The 19,777-nt window shown below is 70.5% G+C and carries 21 protein-coding genes; 14 read left to right on the top strand and 7 right to left on the bottom strand.

Going from position 1 to position 19,777, the window contains the following annotated elements; all coding sequences use genetic code 11:
- The first annotated feature begins 43 nt into the window (after positions 1–43).
- Both ASG76_RS07940 and ASG76_RS07945 read left to right on the top strand, forming a co-directional pair.
- The gene (locus tag ASG76_RS07940; RefSeq protein WP_056601933.1) at positions 44–724 is read left to right on the top strand and encodes a hypothetical protein; all 681 of its coding nucleotides are present in this window, start codon (positions 44–46) and stop codon (positions 722–724) included.
- Positions 725–796: 72 nt separating this feature from the next.
- A complete protein-coding gene (locus ASG76_RS07945; RefSeq protein WP_056601934.1) occupies positions 797–2,332 on the top strand; it encodes an alpha/beta fold hydrolase in 1,536 nt (511 codons plus the stop codon).
- Here ASG76_RS07945 and ASG76_RS07950 read toward each other — a convergent pair.
- On the bottom strand, positions 2,329–3,786 hold the full coding sequence (locus ASG76_RS07950; RefSeq protein WP_056601935.1) for a phospholipase D-like domain-containing protein: 1,458 nt from the start codon (positions 3,784–3,786) through the stop codon (positions 2,329–2,331). The genes ASG76_RS07945 and ASG76_RS07950 overlap by 4 nt on opposite strands.
- 53 nt (positions 3,787–3,839) lie before the next feature.
- Here ASG76_RS07950 and ASG76_RS07955 point away from each other — a divergent pair, with 53 nt between their 5' ends.
- Positions 3,840–4,277, top strand: a complete 438-nt coding sequence (locus ASG76_RS07955; RefSeq protein WP_056601936.1) for a hypothetical protein — start codon at positions 3,840–3,842, stop codon at positions 4,275–4,277.
- 19 nt (positions 4,278–4,296) lie between these two features.
- Here ASG76_RS07955 and ASG76_RS07960 read toward each other — a convergent pair whose 3' ends face one another.
- On the bottom strand, positions 4,297–4,938 hold the full coding sequence (locus tag ASG76_RS07960) for a DUF732 domain-containing protein (RefSeq protein ID WP_056601937.1): 642 nt from the start codon (positions 4,936–4,938) through the stop codon (positions 4,297–4,299).
- 295 nt (positions 4,939–5,233) lie between these two features.
- Here ASG76_RS07960 and nirB point away from each other — a divergent pair, with 295 nt between their 5' ends.
- From nirB to ASG76_RS07975, 3 genes are read left to right on the top strand one after another with little or no spacing between them, the layout of a single operon-like run.
- On the top strand, positions 5,234–7,819 hold the full coding sequence (gene nirB, locus ASG76_RS07965; protein ID WP_056601938.1) for a nitrite reductase large subunit NirB: 2,586 nt from the start codon (positions 5,234–5,236) through the stop codon (positions 7,817–7,819).
- Positions 7,816–8,163: a nitrite reductase small subunit NirD gene (nirD, locus tag ASG76_RS07970; RefSeq protein ID WP_056601939.1), complete on the top strand. Its 348-nt coding sequence runs from the start codon at positions 7,816–7,818 to the stop codon at positions 8,161–8,163. Before nirB ends, nirD begins: the two co-directional genes overlap by 4 nt.
- Positions 8,160–9,269 (top strand): uroporphyrinogen-III synthase, encoded by a 1,110-nt coding sequence (locus ASG76_RS07975; protein WP_056601940.1) that lies wholly within the window; start codon positions 8,160–8,162, stop codon positions 9,267–9,269. Before nirD ends, ASG76_RS07975 begins: the two co-directional genes overlap by 4 nt.
- A gap of 9 nt (positions 9,270–9,278) precedes the next feature.
- Here ASG76_RS07975 and ASG76_RS07980 read toward each other — a convergent pair whose 3' ends face one another.
- Positions 9,279–9,737, bottom strand: a complete 459-nt coding sequence (locus ASG76_RS07980; protein WP_056601941.1) for a hemerythrin domain-containing protein — start codon at positions 9,735–9,737, stop codon at positions 9,279–9,281.
- Between the two features lie 66 nt (positions 9,738–9,803).
- Complete coding sequence (locus ASG76_RS07985) at positions 9,804–10,247, bottom strand: ester cyclase (RefSeq protein WP_056601942.1); 444 nt, start codon at positions 10,245–10,247, stop codon at positions 9,804–9,806.
- Between the two features lie 147 nt (positions 10,248–10,394).
- Between ASG76_RS07985 and ASG76_RS07990 the strand changes: the two genes are divergently transcribed.
- A complete protein-coding gene (locus ASG76_RS07990) occupies positions 10,395–10,553 on the top strand; it encodes a hypothetical protein (protein WP_157559018.1) in 159 nt (52 codons plus the stop codon).
- A 7-nt stretch (positions 10,554–10,560) separates the two neighbouring features.
- Here ASG76_RS07990 and ASG76_RS07995 read toward each other — a convergent pair whose 3' ends face one another.
- Together ASG76_RS07995 and ASG76_RS08000 are read right to left on the bottom strand one after the other, a co-directional pair.
- Entirely contained in the window at positions 10,561–10,938 is a 378-nt protein-coding gene (locus ASG76_RS07995; protein ID WP_157559019.1) for a hypothetical protein, read from the bottom strand.
- Positions 10,939–11,335: 397 nt separating this feature from the next.
- Positions 11,336–11,596 carry a hypothetical protein gene (locus ASG76_RS08000; RefSeq protein ID WP_056601945.1) on the bottom strand — a complete coding sequence of 87 codons (261 nt, stop codon included), beginning with the start codon at positions 11,594–11,596 and terminating at the stop codon, positions 11,336–11,338.
- Positions 11,597–11,723: 127 nt separating this feature from the next.
- Here ASG76_RS08000 and ASG76_RS08005 point away from each other — a divergent pair, with 127 nt between their 5' ends.
- The gene (locus ASG76_RS08005; RefSeq protein WP_056601946.1) at positions 11,724–12,413 is read left to right on the top strand and encodes a VOC family protein; all 690 of its coding nucleotides are present in this window, start codon (positions 11,724–11,726) and stop codon (positions 12,411–12,413) included.
- Here ASG76_RS08005 and ASG76_RS08010 read toward each other — a convergent pair.
- Entirely contained in the window at positions 12,406–13,146 is a 741-nt protein-coding gene (locus ASG76_RS08010; protein ID WP_056601947.1) for a DeoR/GlpR family DNA-binding transcription regulator, read from the bottom strand. The two genes, ASG76_RS08005 and ASG76_RS08010, sit on opposite strands and share 8 nt — an antisense overlap.
- A gap of 200 nt (positions 13,147–13,346) precedes the next feature.
- Between ASG76_RS08010 and ASG76_RS08015 the strand changes: the two genes are divergently transcribed.
- The 6 genes from ASG76_RS08015 to ASG76_RS08040 all read left to right on the top strand — a co-directional run bounded on the left by ASG76_RS08015 (position 13,347) and on the right by ASG76_RS08040 (position 19,776).
- A complete protein-coding gene (locus ASG76_RS08015; RefSeq protein ID WP_056601948.1) occupies positions 13,347–14,390 on the top strand; it encodes an autoinducer 2 ABC transporter substrate-binding protein in 1,044 nt (347 codons plus the stop codon).
- Between the two features lie 68 nt (positions 14,391–14,458).
- Complete coding sequence (locus tag ASG76_RS08020; protein WP_056601949.1) at positions 14,459–15,973, top strand: sugar ABC transporter ATP-binding protein; 1,515 nt, start codon at positions 14,459–14,461, stop codon at positions 15,971–15,973.
- Positions 15,970–17,028 carry an ABC transporter permease gene (locus tag ASG76_RS08025; protein ID WP_082587344.1) on the top strand — a complete coding sequence of 353 codons (1,059 nt, stop codon included), beginning with the start codon at positions 15,970–15,972 and terminating at the stop codon, positions 17,026–17,028. The genes ASG76_RS08020 and ASG76_RS08025 overlap by 4 nt, the downstream gene beginning before the upstream one ends.
- Positions 17,025–18,140: an ABC transporter permease gene (locus ASG76_RS08030; RefSeq protein WP_056601950.1), complete on the top strand. Its 1,116-nt coding sequence runs from the start codon at positions 17,025–17,027 to the stop codon at positions 18,138–18,140. The genes ASG76_RS08025 and ASG76_RS08030 overlap by 4 nt, the downstream gene beginning before the upstream one ends.
- Positions 18,137–19,144, top strand: coding sequence for a dihydroxyacetone kinase subunit DhaK (locus ASG76_RS08035; protein ID WP_056601951.1), 1,008 nt, complete (start codon positions 18,137–18,139; stop codon positions 19,142–19,144). The genes ASG76_RS08030 and ASG76_RS08035 overlap by 4 nt, the downstream gene beginning before the upstream one ends.
- Positions 19,141–19,776, top strand: a complete 636-nt coding sequence (locus ASG76_RS08040) for a DAK2 domain-containing protein (protein WP_056601952.1) — start codon at positions 19,141–19,143, stop codon at positions 19,774–19,776. The genes ASG76_RS08035 and ASG76_RS08040 overlap by 4 nt, the downstream gene beginning before the upstream one ends.
- The last annotated feature ends 1 nt before the right edge of the window (position 19,777 follow it).

Below are 19,777 nucleotides of genomic sequence, written 5' to 3' on the forward strand. Positions count from 1 at the left end.
CGGTGCGTCCGGTGCTCGGTCGCCACCGTAGGAAAGGGCAACGATGCAGCTGCACGCCGTGATCGTCCCGCCGCCTGACGTGGTCCAGAGCGCCCTCGGGGCGGCGCACGACCTGATCCCGTCGGCGCCGCCTGTGACCGAGGAGCCTAAGCGCGGACGCCTGGACCGGCTCCTCGGCCGTCGGCAGGTCGAGCCCCAGGGCGCCGCGCCCGTCGTCTCCCTCGTGCCCACCGCGCCCGAAGCCGTGTTCGTCCGCCTGGCCAAGTTCGGCAACGTCACCGGGGATGATGTCGCCGTTCTCGTCAAGGCCCTCGAAGCCGAGGCACGCTCGTGGCCGGCACCGGTGCTGCACGTCACCAAGGTGGTGGTGGCCGACGCCCATCCGTTCGAGGTCACGGCCCAGCTCGAGGGCGACGTCGGCGCCCTGCGCGACATCTATAGCCACGTCATCGAGGTCGCCCGCCTGCAACGCTTCTACCTCGACCGGCGCAACTTCCGCAGCCAGCTCACCAGCCTCGGCTCGCTCGAGGGCGAGGGCGGGGCGCCCGTCCCCGACTCGGTCGCCGGCGCCGAGGTCCCCCACCCGGGTGTGCGCTGGTCGCCGTCCCACATCACGCTCCTCCGGACGTCTGTCACCAGTGGTGGGACGACCTACGCCGAGGTCGCACGGATCGAGCTGGCGCACGGAGCCGCCGAGGAGCTGGACGTCCGCACGGGCGCGTGAGGGCTGGCTGCCGTAGCCACCAGCGGAGCTACTCGTTGGTAGGGGTGACCGTCGTCACCCGAGAGGCCCGTCATGCACCGACTCATCGCAGCTGCCGCCGTCAGCATCCTCACGGCCGCGTCCGCCCCGTTCCTCGGCTCCCCGGCCACCGCCGCCGACACGGTCACCACGACCGACGGCTGCATCCAGAGCATCCCCGACCCGGGCACGACCGCCCCGGTCGACATCTGCTTCACGCTGTTCCGCCCTGCCGGGGCGTCGCGGTCGCACCAGGTGCCGATGGTGCTGCACAGCCACGGCTGGGGCGGCAGCCGTACGACGGACCCGGCCGCGTTCAGCTATCTCACCGATGCCGGCTTCGGGGTGCTGAGCTTCGACCAGCGCGGCTTCGGGGAGAGCGGTGGCCAGGCCTACATCGAGAACCCCGACGTCGAGGGCAAGGACGTCCAGAAGATCGTCGACCTCGTCGCCGCCCAGGACTGGGTGCAGAAGCAGAAGCCCGGCGACCCCGTGCTCGGTGCGATCGGCGGCTCCTACGGCGGCGGCTACCAGTTCGTCGGCGCCTTCAGCGAGCTGCGCGACAAGGGCGCGACGCGCTTCGACGCGCTGGTCCCGGAGATCACCTGGTTCTCCCTGACGCAGAGCCTCTTCCCGCAGGGCGTGCCGCGCACCGAGTGGGCCTCCGCGCTCACCGCGGCAGCGCTGCCGACCGACGCGCTGCCGCCGATCGTCATCCAGGGCTTCGCCGAGGCCGCCGCGACCGGCAACGTGCCGGCGTACCTCTATGACTTCCTCGACAAGAACGGCCCGGAGTGGCACGTGCGGCAGGGCCGCAAGCTCGACATCCCGGTGCTCTTCGGGCAGGGCGAGACCGACAACCTCTTCCCGCTCGAGCAGGGCTTCAAGAACTTCAGCCGCGCGCTCACCGACAGCGCCCGCTCGCGCAGCATCTTCCTGGGCTACAACGGCGGCCACACCCTGCCGTCGCTGCTGCCGGCCGGGTCGAACTTCGACGTCCCGCTGGCGACGACCGATGCGTGCTCGCCGACGCTCGGCAGCCCCACCTTCGCCGACCTCGGCCTGCGCTTCCTCCAGCAGAACCTGATGGGCGAGAAGGCCGGTCTGACCGGCTTCGGGAAGTACCACCTCACCACCGCCGGCGGGCGCTGCGTCACCGTCCCCGCCGTCACGCCGAACACCGACGTCGAGCTCGGGCAGGTCGTCTCCACCGTCGGCGCCGGTGCGCCCATCGCGTACCCGGTCGCGCAGGGCCCGCTGACGATCGCCGGCTCGCCCACCCTGGACGGCACGCTGACCACGCTCGGCCTCGACAACCGCGCCTTCCTGGCCCTGTCGGTCGGCACCAGCCCGCTCGACGCCAAGATCGTGCAGAACAACATGCTGCCGATCCGCGAGAGCGGCATCGTGATCGACAAGCCGCGCCGCGGCGTCGAGCTGCCGTCCGTCGCGGTCGACGTGCCTGCCGGGCAGACGCTGTTCCTCACCGTCTCGCCGATCTCCGACATGTCCTCGGGCTTCGGCTCGCGGGTCGTCGGGGCGATGCGGATGAAGGACGTCGTGGTGCACCTGCCGGTGACGACGCGCTAGAAGTCGCCCGTCCCGCGCAGCGGGCGCGGCCGGCCGTCCGGGTCGTAGAAGAGCCGGTACGCCGTCCGCGCCCACGCGCGCGTCCGGCGCGGCAGCTCGGGCGGCTCGTGGACGCCGATCCGGCTGCCGGGCGCGCCCACCCGTGAGCGCCACAGGGTCATCGGGTCGTCGATGTCGAGGAGCCGCTCGTCGTCGGCCGGCAGCCCGAGGTGCTCGGCCCACAGCGTCGTACGCAGGGAGCGCGGCAGCTCGCCGTCGGGATCGACGACCGCACAGGTCAGCTCGGAGTCGTGCGTCCACGAGCGCAGGTTGAGGTTGTCGGACCCGATGGTCATCCAGGCGTCGTCGACGATGCAGACCTTGGCGTGGACGTAGACCGGCGTGCCGGCGTCGTTGTGCAGGTCGAACATCTCGAAGCGGTCGCCGCCGGCATCGCGCAGGCGCTGCCACGCGAGCCGCTGGCCGTGGAGCATCGGCGGCCCTGCCACCCGGTTGTCCTCCTCGGGGAAGCGGGGCACGACCGCGATGACGTGCAGCCCGGGCTCGCGGCGCAGCGCGTCGGCGAGCGTGGCGGCGACGACCTCGGACCAGAAGTACTGGTCCTCGATGTAGACGAGCCGACGCGCCCGGCCGAAGGCGCGGGAGTAGGCGCGGGCGATGGAGCGCTCGCCGTGCGGGGCGAAGGGGTACGCCGGCCGCTTGGCGGGGTAGGTGCGCAGCACCTGCACCTTGTGCCGCCCGGCCTCCGGCGGCGGGTCCCACCGCTCGGGCAGGGACTCGGGGTGGCGCGGCATCCGGGCGATGCGGTGGGCCGTGGCGCGGTAGGGGTTGCGGTGGTCGAGCGGCGTGCCGTCGTCCCAGCGCTCGGTGAAGGTGTCGAGCACGTGGGCCACGGCCGGGCCGCGGATCTCCGCCATCGCGTCGTGCCAGGGCGGGGTGTCGCCGTACCTGTCGTCGAGCGGCGGTGCCTGCGGGTCGCCGGCGTGCGAGGCGTCGTCGCGCCTGCCGTGGCTCAGGTCGATGCCGCCGACGAACGCGACGTCCTGGTCGGGATGGTCCTTGCGGCGCACGACCAGCAGCTTCTGGTGGTGCGAGCCGCCGCGGCGCACCCGCTCGTCGAGCAGCGCCTCGCCGCCGCACTCGTTGAGGATGCGGCCGAGGTGGCCGTTCTCCTCGCCGTTGAGCTGGCCGGGGTGCGAGCGCCACATGAGCGCGCGGACCTCGACGCCGCGGGCGACGGCCGACTTCAGCAGCTCCCCGACGGTCGGGCCGTCGTCGGTCAGCCGCTCGTCGGAGTCACCGCGCCAGTCGGTGAAGAAGATCCGGTCCCCGGCCCCCGTCGCGCCGACGACCTCGACGAGGCGGGCGAAGTAGTCGGCGCCGTGCACCCGCGGCACGACGTGGTTGCCCGAGGTCCAGGGGCGCTCGGTCTCGGGGAGGAACCAGTCGTTCACGCCCTCAGGTTCCCAGCCCGCGGCGTTCCAGTCACCCGTGCGACCCTCGTGGGGTGGTCCCTCCCGTCCGTGCCCTCTCCTCCGAGACGCTCGGTGCGTGGCTCGTGAAGGCCAGCGGCGGCCTCACGTCGACACAGGCCCACCTGCGCGCCGGGTTCGCCGAGGCGCGCACCTGGTGCGTGCGACCGACCTACCGCACCGAGCTGGTCGCGCCCGGGCAGCGCTTGCTGCTGTGGGTCAGCGGCTGGAGCGCCGACCACCCGCCCGGGATCTGGGCGCACGGGCGCACCACCGGCGTCGCCGCCGACGGCGTCATGCCCGTCGAGCTGACTGCCCTCGCACAGCCGCTGCTGCGCTCGGAGCTCGTCGGCGACGCCGCGCTCTCGGCCATGGAGGTGCTGCGGATGCCGGCCGGCAGCAACCCGTCGTACGTCACGCCGGCGCAGCTCGCCGTGCTGGAGCGGATGAGTCCGGAGCTGCGACGCCGGTAGCGGCTTCGTCAGGGACGTCTCACGAGCACAGATCGATGTAGGCGCCGGTCATGACGGTGGCCGCTGCATCGATGCTCAGGTCCTTCTCCTCGCTGAGGGCAAGTGCGATCTCCCCCTCGGGAGTCCCGCTGTCCAGCAGCTCGCACACCACGCCGCCGTATTGGGTCAGCGTGTCGTCCGGAGTGGCGTCGAGCTCGCCACCAGCGTCGAGGTCTCGAACCGTCTGCAGGTAGCGCTTGACCTTGTTTGCGGGGAACGACGTCTCGGCGGACTCGCTCTCGCCGAAGAGGGAGTCATCGAAGCCACTGTCGTCGGGCTCAATGAAGGGTGCGATGAGGGACTCGTCGACATCTCCACCCGCAGCGAGCACACGTCGGCACTGGCTCGCGAAGTCGCTCTTGGCCGACTCCAGCTCAGGCATCAGCTCGTTGAGGCGTGCCAGAGCAGCTGCCTGGTCACCGCTGCCCTGCAGGGCGCTGACCTTGTCGTAGACAACCGACATGTCCGAAGCAGCGTCGGCCAGCCCGTCCCAGCGCTCGTCGTCCAGCGCTGCTCCCGCCGCCGTGTTCGCTGAGGAGCGGACCGTCGCGATGTACTGAGCCATCCCGCCGTCGCCGAGCAGCAGGACGTCGTTGCAGACGCCGGCGGCATCCTCCAGCACAGCCGACGTTTCCGCCGGGGTCGTCTCGCCGGCACTGGGACTCGACGACGGAGAGTTGTCGTTGCTCCCAGATCCCCCGCATCCTCCGGCGAGGAGGCCGGCTGAGGTCACGAGGGCCGCGATGGCATACCGGAGACGCATGAGGCGGATGGTAGGTGCAGGTCGACAGCGGACGTGGAGGAATGCGGAAGTGCCCCGGGCGACGTGTCCTGTGCGTGAGGCCGTGCCGCCCAGTTTTCCTGCCTGAAACATTGCGGAACGCCCCCGACAACATCCGCTTCCTACCGTCCTCGGCATGGTCACAGGCAAGCGTCAGCGGATCGTCGTCGTCGGGCACGGCATGGTCGGGCACCGGTTCGCCCAGGCTGCCGTCGAGCGCGGGCTGACCGAGACCCACGACGTCCTCGTGATCGGGGAGGAGCCGCGGGCGGCGTACGACCGGGTGGGGCTGACGAGCTGGTTCGGCCTCGGGTCCGAGGCGCTGTCGCTGCTGCCCGGCGGGGAGTACGACGACCCGCGCGTGCGGCTCGTGCTCGACAGCGTCGTGACCGAGATCGACCGCGTCCAGAAGACCGTCACGGTCGTGTCGCCGCCGAGCGCCGCGGTTGACCTCCTGACCAACCCCGGTGCGGTGACCGTCCACGACTACGACGTGCTGGTCCTCGCCACGGGCGCGGCGCCCTTCGTCCCCCCGGTCGAGGGCCGCGGCAAGGACGGCTGCTTCGTCTACCGCACCATCGAGGACCTCGAGGCGATCAAGGCGGCCAGCGAGCGCGCCACCAGCGGCATCGTCATCGGCGGCGGGCTGCTGGGCCTCGAGGCCGCCAACGCGCTCGTCCAGCTGGGCTTGAGCACGCACGTGGTCGAGATGGCGCCGCGACTGATGCCCGTGCAGCTCGACGACGCGGCCGGCACCACGCTCGTGCGGCACGTGGAGAAGCTCGGCGTGAAGGTGCACACCGGGGTGCTGACCGAGGAGATCGAGGGTGACGACGCGGTCACCGGCCTGCGTGTGAGGCAGGCCGGTACCGAGGAGGGCGCCCCGACGGAGGTCGTCGAGGCGCAGGTCGTCGTCTTCTCCGCTGGCATCCGGCCGCGGGACGCCCTGGCCCGCGAGTGCGACCTCGAGGTCGCCCCGCGCGGCGGCGTGCTGGTCGACGAGCAGTGCCGCACCGCCGACCCCGCCATCTTCGCGATCGGGGAGTGCGCGGCGCCGGGCGGCACGATGTACGGCCTGGTCGCGCCCGGCTACGCGATGGCCGAGGTCGTCGTCGACGCGCTGCTCGACGGCCCCGGCAGCTTCACCGGCGCCGACATGTCCACCAAGCTCAAGCTCCTCGGCGTCGACGTGGCGAGCTTCGGCGACGCGTTCGCGACGACCGAGGGCGCGCTCGAGCTGACGTACGCCGACGCGGTGAGCGGGGTCTACAAGAAGCTCGTCGTGAGCGAGGACGGTCGGCGGCTGCTCGGCGGGATCCTCGTCGGCGACGCGTCGGCGTACGGCATCCTGCGGCCGATGGTCAGCAGCGGGCTTGCCCTGCCCGACAACCCCGAGCAGCTGATCCTGCCGGCCAGCAGCGGTGCGCCGATGGGCATGCCCGACGAGGCGCAGGTGTGCTCGTGCAACGACGTGACCAAGGCCGACATCCTGCACGCGGTGTCCGAGCAGGGCTGCGAGGACGTCGCCGCGGTCAAGCAGTGCACCCGCGCCGGCACGACCTGCGGCTCGTGCGTGGCGACGGTCAAGAACCTCGTCGAGGAGCACTTCGCCAGTCAGGGCTTGGTCGTCGACAAGGGACTGTGCGAGCACTTCCGGCTCACCCGGCAGGAGCTCTTCGACGTCGTCGCGGTGCACGGCTACCGCCGCTTCGACGACATCGTCGAGGCGCACGGCACCGGCCGCGGCTGCGACCTCTGCAAGCCCGCGATCGCGAGCATCCTGGCCAGCCAGACCAGCACCCACATCCTCGAGCCCGCGACCGCGGGCCTGCAGGACACCAACGACAAGTACCTCGCCAACATCCAGCGCAACGGCACCTACTCGGTCGTCCCGCGCATCCCCGGCGGCGAGATCACCCCCGAGAAGCTGATCGTGATCGGCGAGGTCGCGCGCGACTACGGGCTCTACACCAAGATCACCGGCGGCCAGCGCATCGACCTCTTCGGCGCCCGGATGGAGCAGCTCCCGGCGATCTGGAAGCGGCTCGTCGACGCCGGCTTCGAGTCCGGCCACGCCTACGGCAAGTCGCTGCGCACGGTGAAGTCGTGCGTGGGCTCGACGTGGTGCCGCTTCGGCGTGCAGGACTCGGTCGGCCTGGCGATCGCGCTGGAGCTGCGCTACCGCGGGCTGCGCAGCCCCCACAAGCTCAAGGGCGGCGTCAGCGGGTGCGCGCGCGAGTGCGCCGAGGCGCGCGGCAAGGACTTCGGCGTCATCGCGACCGAGAAGGGGTGGAACCTCTACGTCGGCGGCAACGGCGGCGCCACGCCTGCGCATGCGCGGCTGCTCGCCGGGGACCTCGACACCGAGACGCTGGTCTCCTACCTCGACCGCTTCCTCATGTACTACGTGCGCACCGCCGACCGGCTCCAGCGCACCTCCACCTGGATCGAGCAGCTCGAGGGCGGGCTCGACCGGGTGCGCGAGGTGGTGGTCGACGACGCGCTCGGCCTCGGTGCGGAGCTCGAGGCGGAGATGGCGCGGCACGTGGGTGGGTACGCCGACGAGTGGGCCGAGACGCTGGCCGACCCCGCGAAGCTGGAGCGATTCGTCTCCTTCGTCAACGCCCCGGACACCCCCGACCCGACGATCGCCTTCACGACCGAGCGCGACCAGATCCAGCCCGTCGCGCCCGCGCTGATCCCTGTGGGAGCCCCGGCATGAGCGCCACCATGACCTCGACGGCGGTGTGCACCGTCGAGACGGTGCCCCTCGAGGGCGGCGTCGCGGCCCTGGTCGACGGGGTGGCCGTCGCGGTGTTCCGGACGCACGACGGCGCGGTCTTCGCCCTGTCGAACCTCGACCCGTTCAGCGGGGCGTCGGTGCTGTCCCGCGGGATCGTGGGGTCCCGCGGGGACGTGCCGGTGGTCAGCTCGCCGATGTACAAACAGGCCTTCGACCTGCGCACCGGCGCCTGCCTCGACGACGACGCCGTGCGCGTGACGGCGTACGACGTCTCGGTGGTCGACGGCGTCGTGCTCGTCGGTGCCCCGCGGGAGGTCACGTGAGCCTGCCGCTGTCGGGGTTCCGGATCGGGGTCACCGCTGCTCGCAAGGCCGAGGAGCAGGTGGCCCTGCTGGAGCGCCGCGGCGCGAGCGTCGAGTGGGCCGCCGCGTTGTCGCTGGAGCCCAACCACGTCGACCTCGCCGAGCTGCTGGCCGCGACGAAGGAGGTCGTCGCCGAGCCGGTCGACCTCTTCCTCGCCACCACCGGCATCGGGATGAAGGCCTGGCTCGACGCGGCCACCGAGGCGGGCCTGTACGACGACCTCGTGGCGGTCCTCGGGCGGGCCGAGATCCTGGCCCGCGGCCCGAAGAGCGTCGGCGTGCTGCGTCGCCACGGGCTGCGCGAGCTCTGGTCGCCGGAGTCGGAGTGCTTCGAGGACGTCCTCGCGCACCTGCGCGGGCGCGACCTCACCGGCAAGCGGATCGTCGTGCAGGAGCACGGCCAGTCGCTGTCGATGGCCGCGCACGCTCTGCGCCGGCAGGGCGCGTCGGTGCTGACGGTGCCGATCTACCGGGTGGAGTCCGCCGACGACCCGTCGCCGATGTTCCACCTGATCGACCGGATCGCCGACCGCGAGCTCGACGCGGTCACCTTCACGTCCGCCCCCGCGGTCGCGGCCCTGATGGAGGCGGCGTACTCCGTGGGGCGGCGCGACGACGTCATCTCTGCCTTCCAGTCCGACGTGGTCGCCTCCTGCGTCGGCCCGGTCACCGCGGCGGCCTTCGAGATGTGGGGCGTGCCGACGATCTTCCCCGACCGCTCGCGGCTGGCCGGGATGATCAAGCAGCTCGAGACCGAGCTGCCGACGCGCCGCGACGGCGTCGACGTACGCCTCTCCGACGGGCGCACGCTGATCGTGCACTCAGACTCGCTCCTGCTCGACGGGGTGCCGGTGGAGCTGTCACCCGCGCCGCTGTCGGTGCTGATGGCGCTGCTGGTGAACCCCGGCTTCGTGGTCTCCCGGCGCGCGCTGCTCGCTGCGCTCCCGTCGGGGCAGGCGGGGTCGGAGCACGCGGTCGAGATGGCGGTGGCGCGGCTGCGTGCGGCCATCGGGACGAAGGCGGTGCTCACGGTGGTGAAGCGGGGGTATCGGCTGGCGGTGGGGTGAGGGCCCCCGTCAGGTCTCGCCGCCGATGTCGAACTCGTAGGCCTCGAAGACGAGGTCGGAGCCGCGCTGCCGGTGCCGGACGAGCCGTCCGAGCAGCGCAGTGCCTTCGCGGCGTACTGCGTCCACGTCACTGTTGAGGTCCGGGGCGGCCAACCGGGTCAGCAGCTGGTCGGTCTGGTCACCGATCAGCGCGTGCTCCCGCGTGAGGCCGTCGACGGCGCCCGACAGCCGCGGCGAGGTCCTGAGGACGTCTCCGTAGAGGCCGCGAGGGCCCTCGGTGATGTCGATGTGTGCCCGGAAGTCACCCGAGACCTCCGACAGTGCGGCCTGCACGCGTTGGGCCCAGCGTGAGCGATCCGCGGCGGCCGGTGCGGCCAGGGCATCCTCCAGCGCGCCCATGGACTCCCGGAGCTCGGCACGGTGGCGCCGCAGCTCTTCCAGGAGGTCCCGCTCCGTCGACCTCTCCACCTGTTCCTCCGGCGTGCGTGAGGAGCAGTCCCGGCGGGTGAGCCGACGCCGGTCGTGCTGGTCGGTCTACGAGTGCTGTGATGCCGTCTGGTCGGCCATCAGGCCGAGCTGAGCCATCATGGATCCGGTGTCGAAGTACGACCTCTGGCTCCGGACCTTGCCGTTGCTGAACTCCATGACGTCACACAGCTGCAGGGTCATCGATCGCCCTGTCGCCGGGATGTCACCCATGCTGGTGGCCAGGGTCCCGGTGTGGGTGCCCCGTCCGGTGTACTCGACCACGACCTGGTCGCCGGACTCGATCACCCGGTCGATCGTCACCTTGCCGTCAGGGAAGCCGTCGGCCCACATCGTGCTGTACTGCCGTGAGCCCTCGATGCCCTCGAAGGTGTCACCCGAGCCGACGATCGTGATGGTCGCGTCCGGGGTCATCGCCTCGGCCATCTCGTCGAAGTTCCGCTCGTTCCATGCTTCGTGCAACCTGCGTGCGAGGTCTGCGTTGTCTGCCATTTGAGCCTCCGCTCTGGCGCCAGCTCACTTCGGTCCACGCTAGTCCCGACACCACGCGATGAGAAGGGCGGGTGAGGTGGGATGTTCAGCTCCAGGTTCATGCCCTGCGGCGCCTGCGGTGAGTCCCTCGATCGGACGGCTCTCCGGGTGCACGAGTGTGCGCCCGAGCGCCTCGCCGACTACGAGATGTTCGGCCTGCGCCACGAGGTCGCGCAGCTGGAGGCGGAGGTCCGCCGCTACCTGGCGACGGCTGCCGGACGCTTCGAGACCTGGCTCGCCGCCCGGCACGTACGCCGCGGTGCATGAGGCTGCCTCAGCTGCACTCGCCGGTGAGGGTCGCCGTGCGGAGCACTGCTTCGAGTCCGTGCTGGTCACGCAGCGGGCCGGCAACCATGTAGGCGTCGTTTCCCTGGTAGCGGTAGGCGACGAAGCGGACCTCGCCCACCTCGGGTGTCCACGTGTAGCGAAGCTCTCCGCTGGCGGAGTCGCCGCGGCCGTGACCGTCGACCACAAAAAGGTCCAGACCAGGAGTGCCTCGAAGGGCTCTGACCTTGCTCGACAGCTGAGGACGCAGGGCACCCTCCCCGCGATAGCCCATCGTGAGCACGTCCGGACGCCCGGGGGCATTGAAGCGTGCCTGGCCCTCCGGCGTCAGGACCAACGGCCAGTCGCGCGGCGCCATGACGCGCATGGCTGCTCCTTGGGAGGACCACGTCACCGTTCGGAACTCCAGGTGCGCCCCCAGGGGCGACGTGTCGTGGTCCGCAGCGGCGGCCGGGCCGCCAGCGGCCAGGCAGGCCGACAGCACTCCGGTCGCGAGCACGGCACTCAGTCGCTTCATGGCACTCCTCGGGGTCGGCTTGTCCCCGTGTGACGCCGCTGAGGTCACGAAGGTTGTCCCACGCTGATCGTCGCTGCGCCGAAGAGGGGGTTCGCCGTCAGTAGCCGCCGCCGAGACCGCCGTCGCCCCCGCCGCCGTAGAGGATCACCACGACGAGGAGGACCGCGGCCAGGACCGCCGCGATCCAGAGCAGCCAGCGGGGGTGGGACACGAGGCGACCAGACGCAGGTGTGGTTGCTCGGACGCGTCAGTCGCGCAGCGCAGGGCAGTTGCCCCGATCGACCGGTGCGTTCTCGAACCCGACCGGCGGCAGGGGAAGGGTCTGGGCCGGGTTGTTCTCACGGATCGCCGTGATCGCCGTGGGGTTGGCCCCACCGGCGAAGTCGGACTGCCCGCATGCGTTGGCAGGCAGCGCGACGTGGTGGAAGGCGAGGGCCGGCGCGGCGCTCGACAGGACGATGGCCGAGGTGGCGATCGACGTCGCGAGGGCAAGGCGTGCTCGGGGCATGGTTCCTCCTGGAAGTAGCGACTACTCAGGACAGACGGTCCGCGAGGGTGGAGGGTTCACGTCGTCGGCGCTTCGCCTGGGCGAATACCCCGATGACCTCCCCTGCCCGCCCGCCTAGGGTGCCGGGATGGCCGTACGACTCCACGCGCTGACGGTCCTCGCCTCGGACCCCGACGGCCTCGCCTCGTTCTGGGGCGACCTGCTCGGGTGGGAGCGCTCGGGCCTCGACCTGCTGCCGGACGCCGATGCGCCGATGCGGTTGTCCTTCGAGCACGCCGACCTGCCGCATGACCTGCTCAACCAGCTCCACCTCCACCTGACGAGCTACACCGCCTCGCAGCAGGCCAACGTCGACCGCGCCCTGTCGCTCGGCGCCACGCACCTCGACGTCGGGCAGCTCCCCGACGAGGGCCACGTCGTGCTCGCCGACCCGGAGGGCAACGAGTTCTGCATCATCGAGGAGACGAACAACTGGCTCGCCGGGACGGGCTTCCTCGGCGAGGTGGCCGCCGACGGCACGCGCGAGGTCGGTGTCTTCTGGTCCGCGGCGCTCGACTGGCCGCTCCTCCACGACGAGGACGGCGAGACCGGCATCAAGCCGCCCGCGGGCGGGATGTGGATCGCCTGGGGTGGACCGCCGCTCAACGAGCGCGCTCCGCGCAACCGGATGCACTTCGTGCTCACCGCCTCCGGTGACCTGGACGCGGAGGTGTCGCGTCTGGTCGGGCTCGGGGCCTCGGTCACCGAGCACCGCGGCGACGAGGTCGAGATGGCCGACCCGGACGGGAACGAGTTCTGGGTGCGGGGTCTCAGGTGATCGGCACGCGGATGATCGGGACCGGCAGTCCTGCCGCACGGATCGGGTCGAGCGTGGCGTCGGAGATCCCGGCAGTGAAGTCCTCGTAGCCGAACACCTTGAACAGCGCGTCGTTGCCGAACTTGGAGCTGTCGGCGACGAAGAACGCCTCTCCGGCGATCGAACGCATCTTGCGCTTCAGCTCGATCTCATAGCTCGATGCGGCATAGATCCCGTCCTCCAGGACGTGACCTGCGCCGAAGATGGCCACGTTCACGCGCATCGTCTCGATCTGCTGTATCGACGTCGGCCCCCACATGGCAAATCCGTTGGGCAGCAGCTCACCGCCGATGAAGACGAGGTTGAGGTTGGGCTTCTTCGCGACCTCGAGTCCGACCCGCAGGTCGTGCGTGACCACGGTCAGTCGCTCGTGGTGGAGCGCGCGCGCGACCTCGAGCGCCGTCGTGCCGCCGTCGAGCAGGATCGACTGCCCCTCGAGGATCCGGTCGGCCATGGCCGCGCCGATCGCGCGCTTCTCCGCCGCCCGGACGGTCGGCTTGCTCTCGTGACCGTGGTCGGCCCGGCCGACCGGCACGGCGCCTCCGTGGGTCCGGCTGACCTGACCCTGCAGCTGCAGTCGTTCGAGGTCGCGCCGGATGGTCGAGCTGTCCACGTCGAAGGCCTCTGCCAGCGCGTTCACGCTCTGGAATCCACGCTCGTTCAGCAGGGCCGTGATGTCCGCGAGCCGCGACATCGCGCTGCTCCTCTCTCGAAAGTGTGCAGAGCGTATCAGGCACCGAATGCGCGATAACGCGCACGAACTCGAAAGAAATCGCGCAAAAAGTGCGCCCTAACTGTCGACATGTGCGGCTCGACGTGACTATGGTCACCCGAAGTTGGGCGGAACCAGGCGACATGCGCGGTTCGCGGGCCCCACCAGACAAGGGAGAGAACATGAGGGTTCGGAAGAGTGTTCGGCTTGCGACCGCGGCGCTGACTGCGAGCGCCCTGCTCGCCGGGTGCGGGTCCGTGGGTGGCAGCGGTGAGGGCGGTGCCGTCGGCGACAAGGACCTGAAGCCGGAGGACATGACCATGGTCACGGTCGTGAAGCTGACCGGCATCGCCTGGTTCGACCGCATGGCGGAGGGTGTGCAGACGTTCGGCGAACGCACAGGCGTCGATGCCCGGGAGGAGGGCGCCGACGACGTCAGCCCGGAGAAGCAGATCCAGATCATCCAGGACCTGATCCCGCAGCAGCCGACCGCGATCACGGTCGTTCCCAACTCGCCCGAGGCCCTGTCCAGCGTCCTCGCCCAGGCCCGCAAGCAGGGCATCGTCGTGGTGTCGCACGAGGCCACCGGCATCGAGAACGTCGACATCGACATCGAGGCGTTCGACAACGCGGCCTACGGCGAGGAGATCATGGACAACCTCGGGGAGTGCATGGGCGGCAAGGGCGAGTACGTCCAGTTCGTCGGCGGCCTGACCGCCAAGACCCACATGGAGTGGGTCGGAGCGGCCTACGACAAGCAGCAGACCGAGTTCCCCGACATGAAGCGCGTCGAGGACCCCATCGAGAGCACCGACAACGAGGAAGCGGCGTACAAGAAGGCCAAGGAGGTGCTCGCGAAGTACCCCGACATCAAGGGCTTCCAGGGCTCGGCCGGCAACGACGTCCCCGGCATCGCCCGCGCCGTCGAGGAGGCAGGCCTGGAGGACGAGGTGTGCGTCATGGGCACCTCGATCCCGTCGGCTGCGGAGAAGTACCTCGCTAACGGCTCGATCGACAAGATCTTCTTCTGGGACCCCGCCCTGGCCGGCGAGGCACAGCTGCAGATCGCGATGATGCTCGCGCAGGGCGAGACGATCGAGGACGGGACCGACCTCGGGATCGAGGGCTACGAGTCGATCAAGAAGCTCGACGGCTACGACAACGTGTTCGTCGGTGACGCATCTGTCGCCGCGGACGCCGAGACCGCCAAGCAGTACGACTTCTGATCGACGAGCACTCTCGTGCAGGGGCCGGCCACCACGTGGCCGGCCCCCTCCCTGGAAAGGTCCCACCCATGGTCCAGCCAGAGCAGGCGGACGCGCGCCAGCCCGTGCTCGCCGTACGTGACATCACCAAGACGTACGGCGGCGTGCGGGCGCTGTCCGACGTCTCCCTCGAGCTGATGCCGGGCGAGGTGCACTGCCTCGCGGGCGAGAACGGATGCGGCAAGTCGACGCTCATCAAGATCATCTCGGGGGCCGAGCGTCCCGACCGTGGTGAGATCGTCATCGATGGAGTGGCGCACCCGGCGATGGACCCGGCCGGCGCGATCCGCAGCGGGATCCAGGTGATCTACCAGGACTTCTCGCTGTTCCCCAACCTCACCGTCGCGGAGAACATCACGCTCACCTCGGCGGTGGCGGACGGCAAGAGGCTCTACTCCGCAGCCGCGCTGCGGCCGGCAGCCGACAGGATCGTCGCCGAGCTGGGCCTCGACCTGGACCTCGACGCCGACGTGGAGCGTCTCACCGTCGCGGACCGACAGCTCACGGCCATCTGCCGGGCACTGGTGCACGAGGCGCGCGTCATCATCATGGACGAGCCCACCACGGCCCTCACCCACAGCGAGGTCGCCAGGCTCTTCGCCCTCGTCGAGCGGCTCCGCGACCGCGGTGTCGCCCTGGTGTTCGTGTCGCACAAGCTCGACGAGGTGCTCGAGGTCTCGCAGCGCGTGACGATCCTGCGATCGGGCCGACACGTCGTCACGGCCGCGGCCGGGGAGCTGAGCCCGGCCGCCATCGCACACCACATGACCGGTCGCGAGATCAACGAGGAGCGCGTCGTCAGCGCGCTGCCGATCGACGCGCCCACCGTGCTGGACGTGCGCGAGCTGAACCTGGCAGGAGCTTTCGAGGACGTCACGTTCAGCCTGCGACGCGGAGAGATCCTCGGGGTCACGGGCCTGTTGGGCTCGGGTCGCACCGAGATCGCCGAGGCCCTCTTCGGCATCACCCGACCCGACAGCGGCACCGTCCACGTGGACGGAGCACCGCTCACGGGCCATCGGATCGAAGACGCGGTGCGGGCCGGCATCGGCTACGTCCCGGAGGACCGGCTCACCCAGGGCCTGTTCCTGGAGAAGTCGATCGCGGACAACATCATCGCCGGCTCCCTCGACAGGCACCGGAGCCGCTCGCGCCTGCTCGACCGGGCCCGGGTCCGGTCCACCATCCAGTCGCTCTTCGAGCGCCTGAAGGTCAAGGCCCCCAACACCCGTGCCGTCGTACGGTCGCTGTCCGGGGGCAACGCGCAGCGCGTGGTCATCGCCAAGTGGCTGGCCACCCAGCCCAAGGTCTTGATGCTCAACGGCCCGACCGTCGGCGTCGACGTGGGTTCGAAGGCAGAGATCCTCGAGATCCTGCGCAACGAGGCGGAGCGAGGGATGGGCGTCATCGTCATCTCCGACGACGCCCCCGAGCTCGTCTCCTGCTGCCACCGGGTCCTGATCGTGCGTCGAGGACGGATCGTGCACGAGCTCGCCGGGGACGACGTCACCGTGTCCCGCATCCAGGATCGGATGGCCGCATGAGCACCGCCACGACCACTCGCAACGCCGAAGCCGCGAGCGACCTGCTGCGCCGACTGCGCGGCCCCAACAACGAGGGGATCCTCGCGCTCATCCTCATCGGTCTGGTCGTCGTGACGTCGATCGCCAACCCGACCTTCTTCTCCGTCCCCACGATGTTCGCGGTGCTCCGCAACAGCATCGTCCCGCTCATCTTCGCCCTCGGCGTCCTCATCGTGATCATCTCCGGAGGCATCGACGTCTCGTTCCCGGCCATCGCGGTCTTCGCGGCGTACTCCACGGTGCGGGCCGCGGGGGACATCGTCGACCCGGGGCTGGTGGGGGCGTTCGCGTTCGCCCTCGCGCTGGGTGCGCTGCTGGGTCTGCTCAACGGCGTCGTGATTGCGCGGTTCCGGCTCCCGACGCTGATCGTGACCCTCGGTTCACAGGGGATCTTCGTCGGCGTGCTGCTGACCTACGTCGGCTCACGCTACGTCGCGGAGCTCCCCGGGTCACTCGCGGCGCTGTCCAAGACCAACCTGCTCGAGGTGTCGAGCGACGGGCGCAACGCCTTCCTCCACGTGATGATCGTGCCGGCGGTCCTGATGTGCCTCTTCGTCTCGTGGCTGCTGCGGCGCACGATGTTCGGCCGCGGCGTCTACGCCATCGGCGGCGACGTCGAGGCGGCACGGCGGGCCGGCTTCCCGGTGGTGCGGATCCAGCTGTTCATCTACGTCCTCGTCGGCATGATGGCCGCCACCGCCGGGGTCATCTACATGATCATGGGCCGCAGCGCGAGTCCGCGTGACATGGCCGGCAGCGAGCTCGACATCATCGCGGCGGTCGTCCTCGGCGGCGCCTCGATCTTCGGTGGGCGGGGCTCGGTCCTGGGGACCGTCCTCGGGGTCCTGGTCATCCAGGTGATCGGCAGCAGCCTGATCCTGGCCGGCGTGCCCAGTGCCTGGCAGCGGGCGGCGGTCGGCGGTCTGCTGCTGGTCGGTGTCGGGGTGCAGGCGGTCGCGGCCCGACGCAGCGCACGCCACCGACGCGTGGTCCGGACCGAGGAGGCAGTCGCATGACCAGCAAGACCGACGACCGGACGGCCACGCCCATGGAGGGGATCGACGATCGCTACCAGTCGCTCCTGCGACGGGTGCACGTCGACCGCACCACGGGGCGGATGTTGCTGCTCACGGTCCTCACGTTCGGCCTCTTCGCGGCACTCAACCCCCGGGTGTTCCTCAACCCGCTCAACCTGCAGAACATCGCTGTCGCCGCTCCGGAGATCGGGGTGCTGGCCATCGCGATGATGCTCGCGATGCTGACCGGCGGCATCGACCTCTCACTGGTCGCGATCGCCAACCTGTCGGCCATCACCATCTCGATGACGTACACCGCGGTGGCCAAGGACGACCCGGGCCTGGCCGAGAGCCTGATGCCGTTGCTGGCCCTCGAGGGCGTCCTGGTGGGTGTGGCAGCAGGTGCGGTCAACGGGTTGCTGGTCTCGCGCGTGGGGATCACGCCCATCCTGGCGACCCTCGGCACCATGCAGGTCTTCAACGGCATCGCCGTCGCCTGGACCGGGGGGAGCACCCTTTACGGCCTGCCGCAGTCCCTGGCCGACCTGGGCATGTCCACCGTCGGTGGCGTCCCGGTCCTCTTCCTCGTCTTCCTGCTGGTCGCCGTGGCGACAGGCCTGTTCGTGGCGCGAACGCCAGCCGGGCTCCGGGCCCAGCTGCAGGGTGCGAACCCGGTCGCTGCGAAGTTCTCCGGGATCGAGAGCTCGTCGGTGCTCATGCGCACCTACACGGTGGCGGGCGCGCTGGGTGGCCTCGCAGGCGTGCTGTTCATCGCTCGCAACCCGACCGCCTCGGCCGACTACGGCGCGTCCTACGTCCTGCTGGTCATCGTGATCGCCGTGCTCGGAGGCACCAACCCCGCGGGAGGCTTCGCGACGGTCGCCGGCGTGGTCCTCGCCACCTTGACCCTCCAGGTCCTTGCCAGCGGCTTCACCGCGATGCGTCTCTCGGCCTACGAGTACGCCATCGCCCAAGGCGTGATCCTCATCGTCGTGATGGTGACCGACCAGGTGCGCTGGCGCCGACGACGCGGTCCTCGACGGTCGGCGCCCAGCGACGCCGCAGTCCCCCCGAACTCACACCAGACGCTCAACTCCGGAAGGCAGTCATGAAGAAGATCATCAACGAGCCCGGGAAGTTCGTCGACGAGATGGTCCAAGGGATCCTCCTCGCGCACCCCGGTGCCCTGAGGACGGTCGGCGACGACCTCCGGATCCTGGCCCGCGCCGACGCCCCCGTCAGTGGCAAGGTCGGCATCGTGACCGGCGGTGGGTCCGGTCATCTGCCGCTCTTCAAGGGTTACGTCGGCCCCGGGCTCTGCTCGGCAGTCGCGATCGGCAACGTGTTCAGCTCGCCCAGCTCGCAGCAGGTCTTCGAGGCCACCAAGGCCGTCGACGGTGGCGCCGGCGTGCTCTACCTCTACGGCAACTACGGCGGCGACGTGCTCAACTTCGACCTCGCCTGCGACCTCGCCGAGCTCGAGGACATCGAGACGCGCACGGTGCTCGGCCGCGACGACGTGGCGAGCCAGCCACGAGAGCGCGCGGACGACCGACGCGGCGTGGCCGGCATCTTCTTCGCCTACAAGGCTGCTGGTGCCGCTGCCGAGCGCGGCGACTCCCTGGACGAGGTCGCTCGGATCGCCGAGGACGTGGTGGTCAACACCGCCACGATGGGCATTGGCATCTCGCCCACCATCCTGCCGACCACGGGCAAGGCGTCCTTCGACCTGCCGGACGGGGAGATGGAGATCGGCATCGGCATCCACGGCGAGCCGGGGATCCACCGCGGACCGCTCGAGACCGCCGACCAGATCGCCGACCGGCTGGTGGGAGCGATCATCGACGACCTGTCCCTTGCCGACGGTGACCGCGTCGCCGTCCTGGTGAACGGGCTCGGTGCGACGCCGCTCGAGGAGCTCTACGTGCTCTACCGGCGCGTGGACGAGGTGCTGCGGGGCAGGGGTGTGGAGATTGAACGGACCTACGTGGGTGAGTACGCCACCAGCCTCGAGATGGCCGGCGCCTCGGTGTCGGTCCTCCGGCTGGACGACGCGCGGCTCGAGCTGCTGAACGCCCCGGCGCAATCGCCGTTCTTCCGGGAGGTGTCGGCATGAGGACGGCGGACCTCAACGTCGTGGCGCGCCGGGCGCTCGCCGACCTGGTCGGCTACGCCGACGAGCTGCGCGACCTCGACCAGGCCTTGGGGGACGGCGACCTGGGCGTCACCATCTCGCTGGGCGCCGGTGCAGTGATCGAGGCGCTCGAGCAGCTCCCCGAGGACGCCACCGCGGCCGAGCTGGCCAAGGCCTGCGCCAAAGCGTTCGCCAACGCGAATCCCTCGACGATGGCGGCCCTCGTGGCCGGCGGTCTGCTCGCCGGCTCGAAGACGCTCGTCGACTCCACGGAGCCGAACCAGGCCGACGCAGCCCGGTTCGTCCGGGCTGCGGGGGACAACATCGCCCTGCGCGGCAAGACCCAGCTGGGCGACAAGACGATCCTGGACGCCATCATGCCGGCGGCTGATGCGCTCGAGGCCGGGTCCGACCCCGTCGCCGCCCTCGACGCCGCGGTCGTCGGGGCCGAGCGGGCTGTCGCCGACACGAAGGCGCTGCAGTCCCGCCGAGGTCGCGCCTCCTGGCTGCAGGAGCGCAGCATCGGGCTCCAAGACCCGGGCGCCACCGCCTTCCTTCGACTGCTCCAGTGCTGGCAGGCGGCGCTCCACGCTGCCCCCGCAGAGAGGAACTGAC

Source organism: Nocardioides sp. Soil774, assembly GCF_001428125.1.
In the GTDB taxonomy this organism is placed as follows: Bacteria; Actinomycetota; Actinomycetes; order Propionibacteriales; family Nocardioidaceae; genus Nocardioides.

Bases quoted from the DNA above. Each gene is read 5' to 3' on its own strand.
- ASG76_RS07945 (WP_056601934.1), top strand. From the start codon at position 797: ATGCACCGACTCATCGCAGCTGCCGCCGTCAGCATCCTCACGGCCGCG.
- ASG76_RS07995 (WP_157559019.1), bottom strand. From the start codon at position 10,938: ATGCGCGTCATGGCGCCGCGCGACTGGCCGTTGGTCCTGACGCCGGAG.
- ASG76_RS08025 (WP_082587344.1), top strand. From the start codon at position 15,970: ATGAGCACCGCCACGACCACTCGCAACGCCGAAGCCGCGAGCGACCTG.
- ASG76_RS07940 (WP_056601933.1), top strand. From the start codon at position 44: ATGCAGCTGCACGCCGTGATCGTCCCGCCGCCTGACGTGGTCCAGAGC.
- ASG76_RS08000 (WP_056601945.1), bottom strand. From the start codon at position 11,596: ATGCCCCGAGCACGCCTTGCCCTCGCGACGTCGATCGCCACCTCGGCC.
- ASG76_RS08020 (WP_056601949.1), top strand. From the start codon at position 14,459: ATGGTCCAGCCAGAGCAGGCGGACGCGCGCCAGCCCGTGCTCGCCGTA.
- ASG76_RS08010 (WP_056601947.1), bottom strand. From the start codon at position 13,146: ATGTCGCGGCTCGCGGACATCACGGCCCTGCTGAACGAGCGTGGATTC.
- ASG76_RS08035 (WP_056601951.1), top strand. From the start codon at position 18,137: ATGAAGAAGATCATCAACGAGCCCGGGAAGTTCGTCGACGAGATGGTC.
- ASG76_RS08005 (WP_056601946.1), top strand. From the start codon at position 11,724: ATGGCCGTACGACTCCACGCGCTGACGGTCCTCGCCTCGGACCCCGAC.
- ASG76_RS08040 (WP_056601952.1), top strand. From the start codon at position 19,141: ATGAGGACGGCGGACCTCAACGTCGTGGCGCGCCGGGCGCTCGCCGAC.
- nirD (WP_056601939.1), top strand. From the start codon at position 7,816: ATGAGCGCCACCATGACCTCGACGGCGGTGTGCACCGTCGAGACGGTG.
- ASG76_RS07985 (WP_056601942.1), bottom strand. From the start codon at position 10,247: ATGGCAGACAACGCAGACCTCGCACGCAGGTTGCACGAAGCATGGAAC.
- nirB (WP_056601938.1), top strand. From the start codon at position 5,234: ATGGTCACAGGCAAGCGTCAGCGGATCGTCGTCGTCGGGCACGGCATG.
- ASG76_RS08030 (WP_056601950.1), top strand. From the start codon at position 17,025: ATGACCAGCAAGACCGACGACCGGACGGCCACGCCCATGGAGGGGATC.
- ASG76_RS08015 (WP_056601948.1), top strand. From the start codon at position 13,347: ATGAGGGTTCGGAAGAGTGTTCGGCTTGCGACCGCGGCGCTGACTGCG.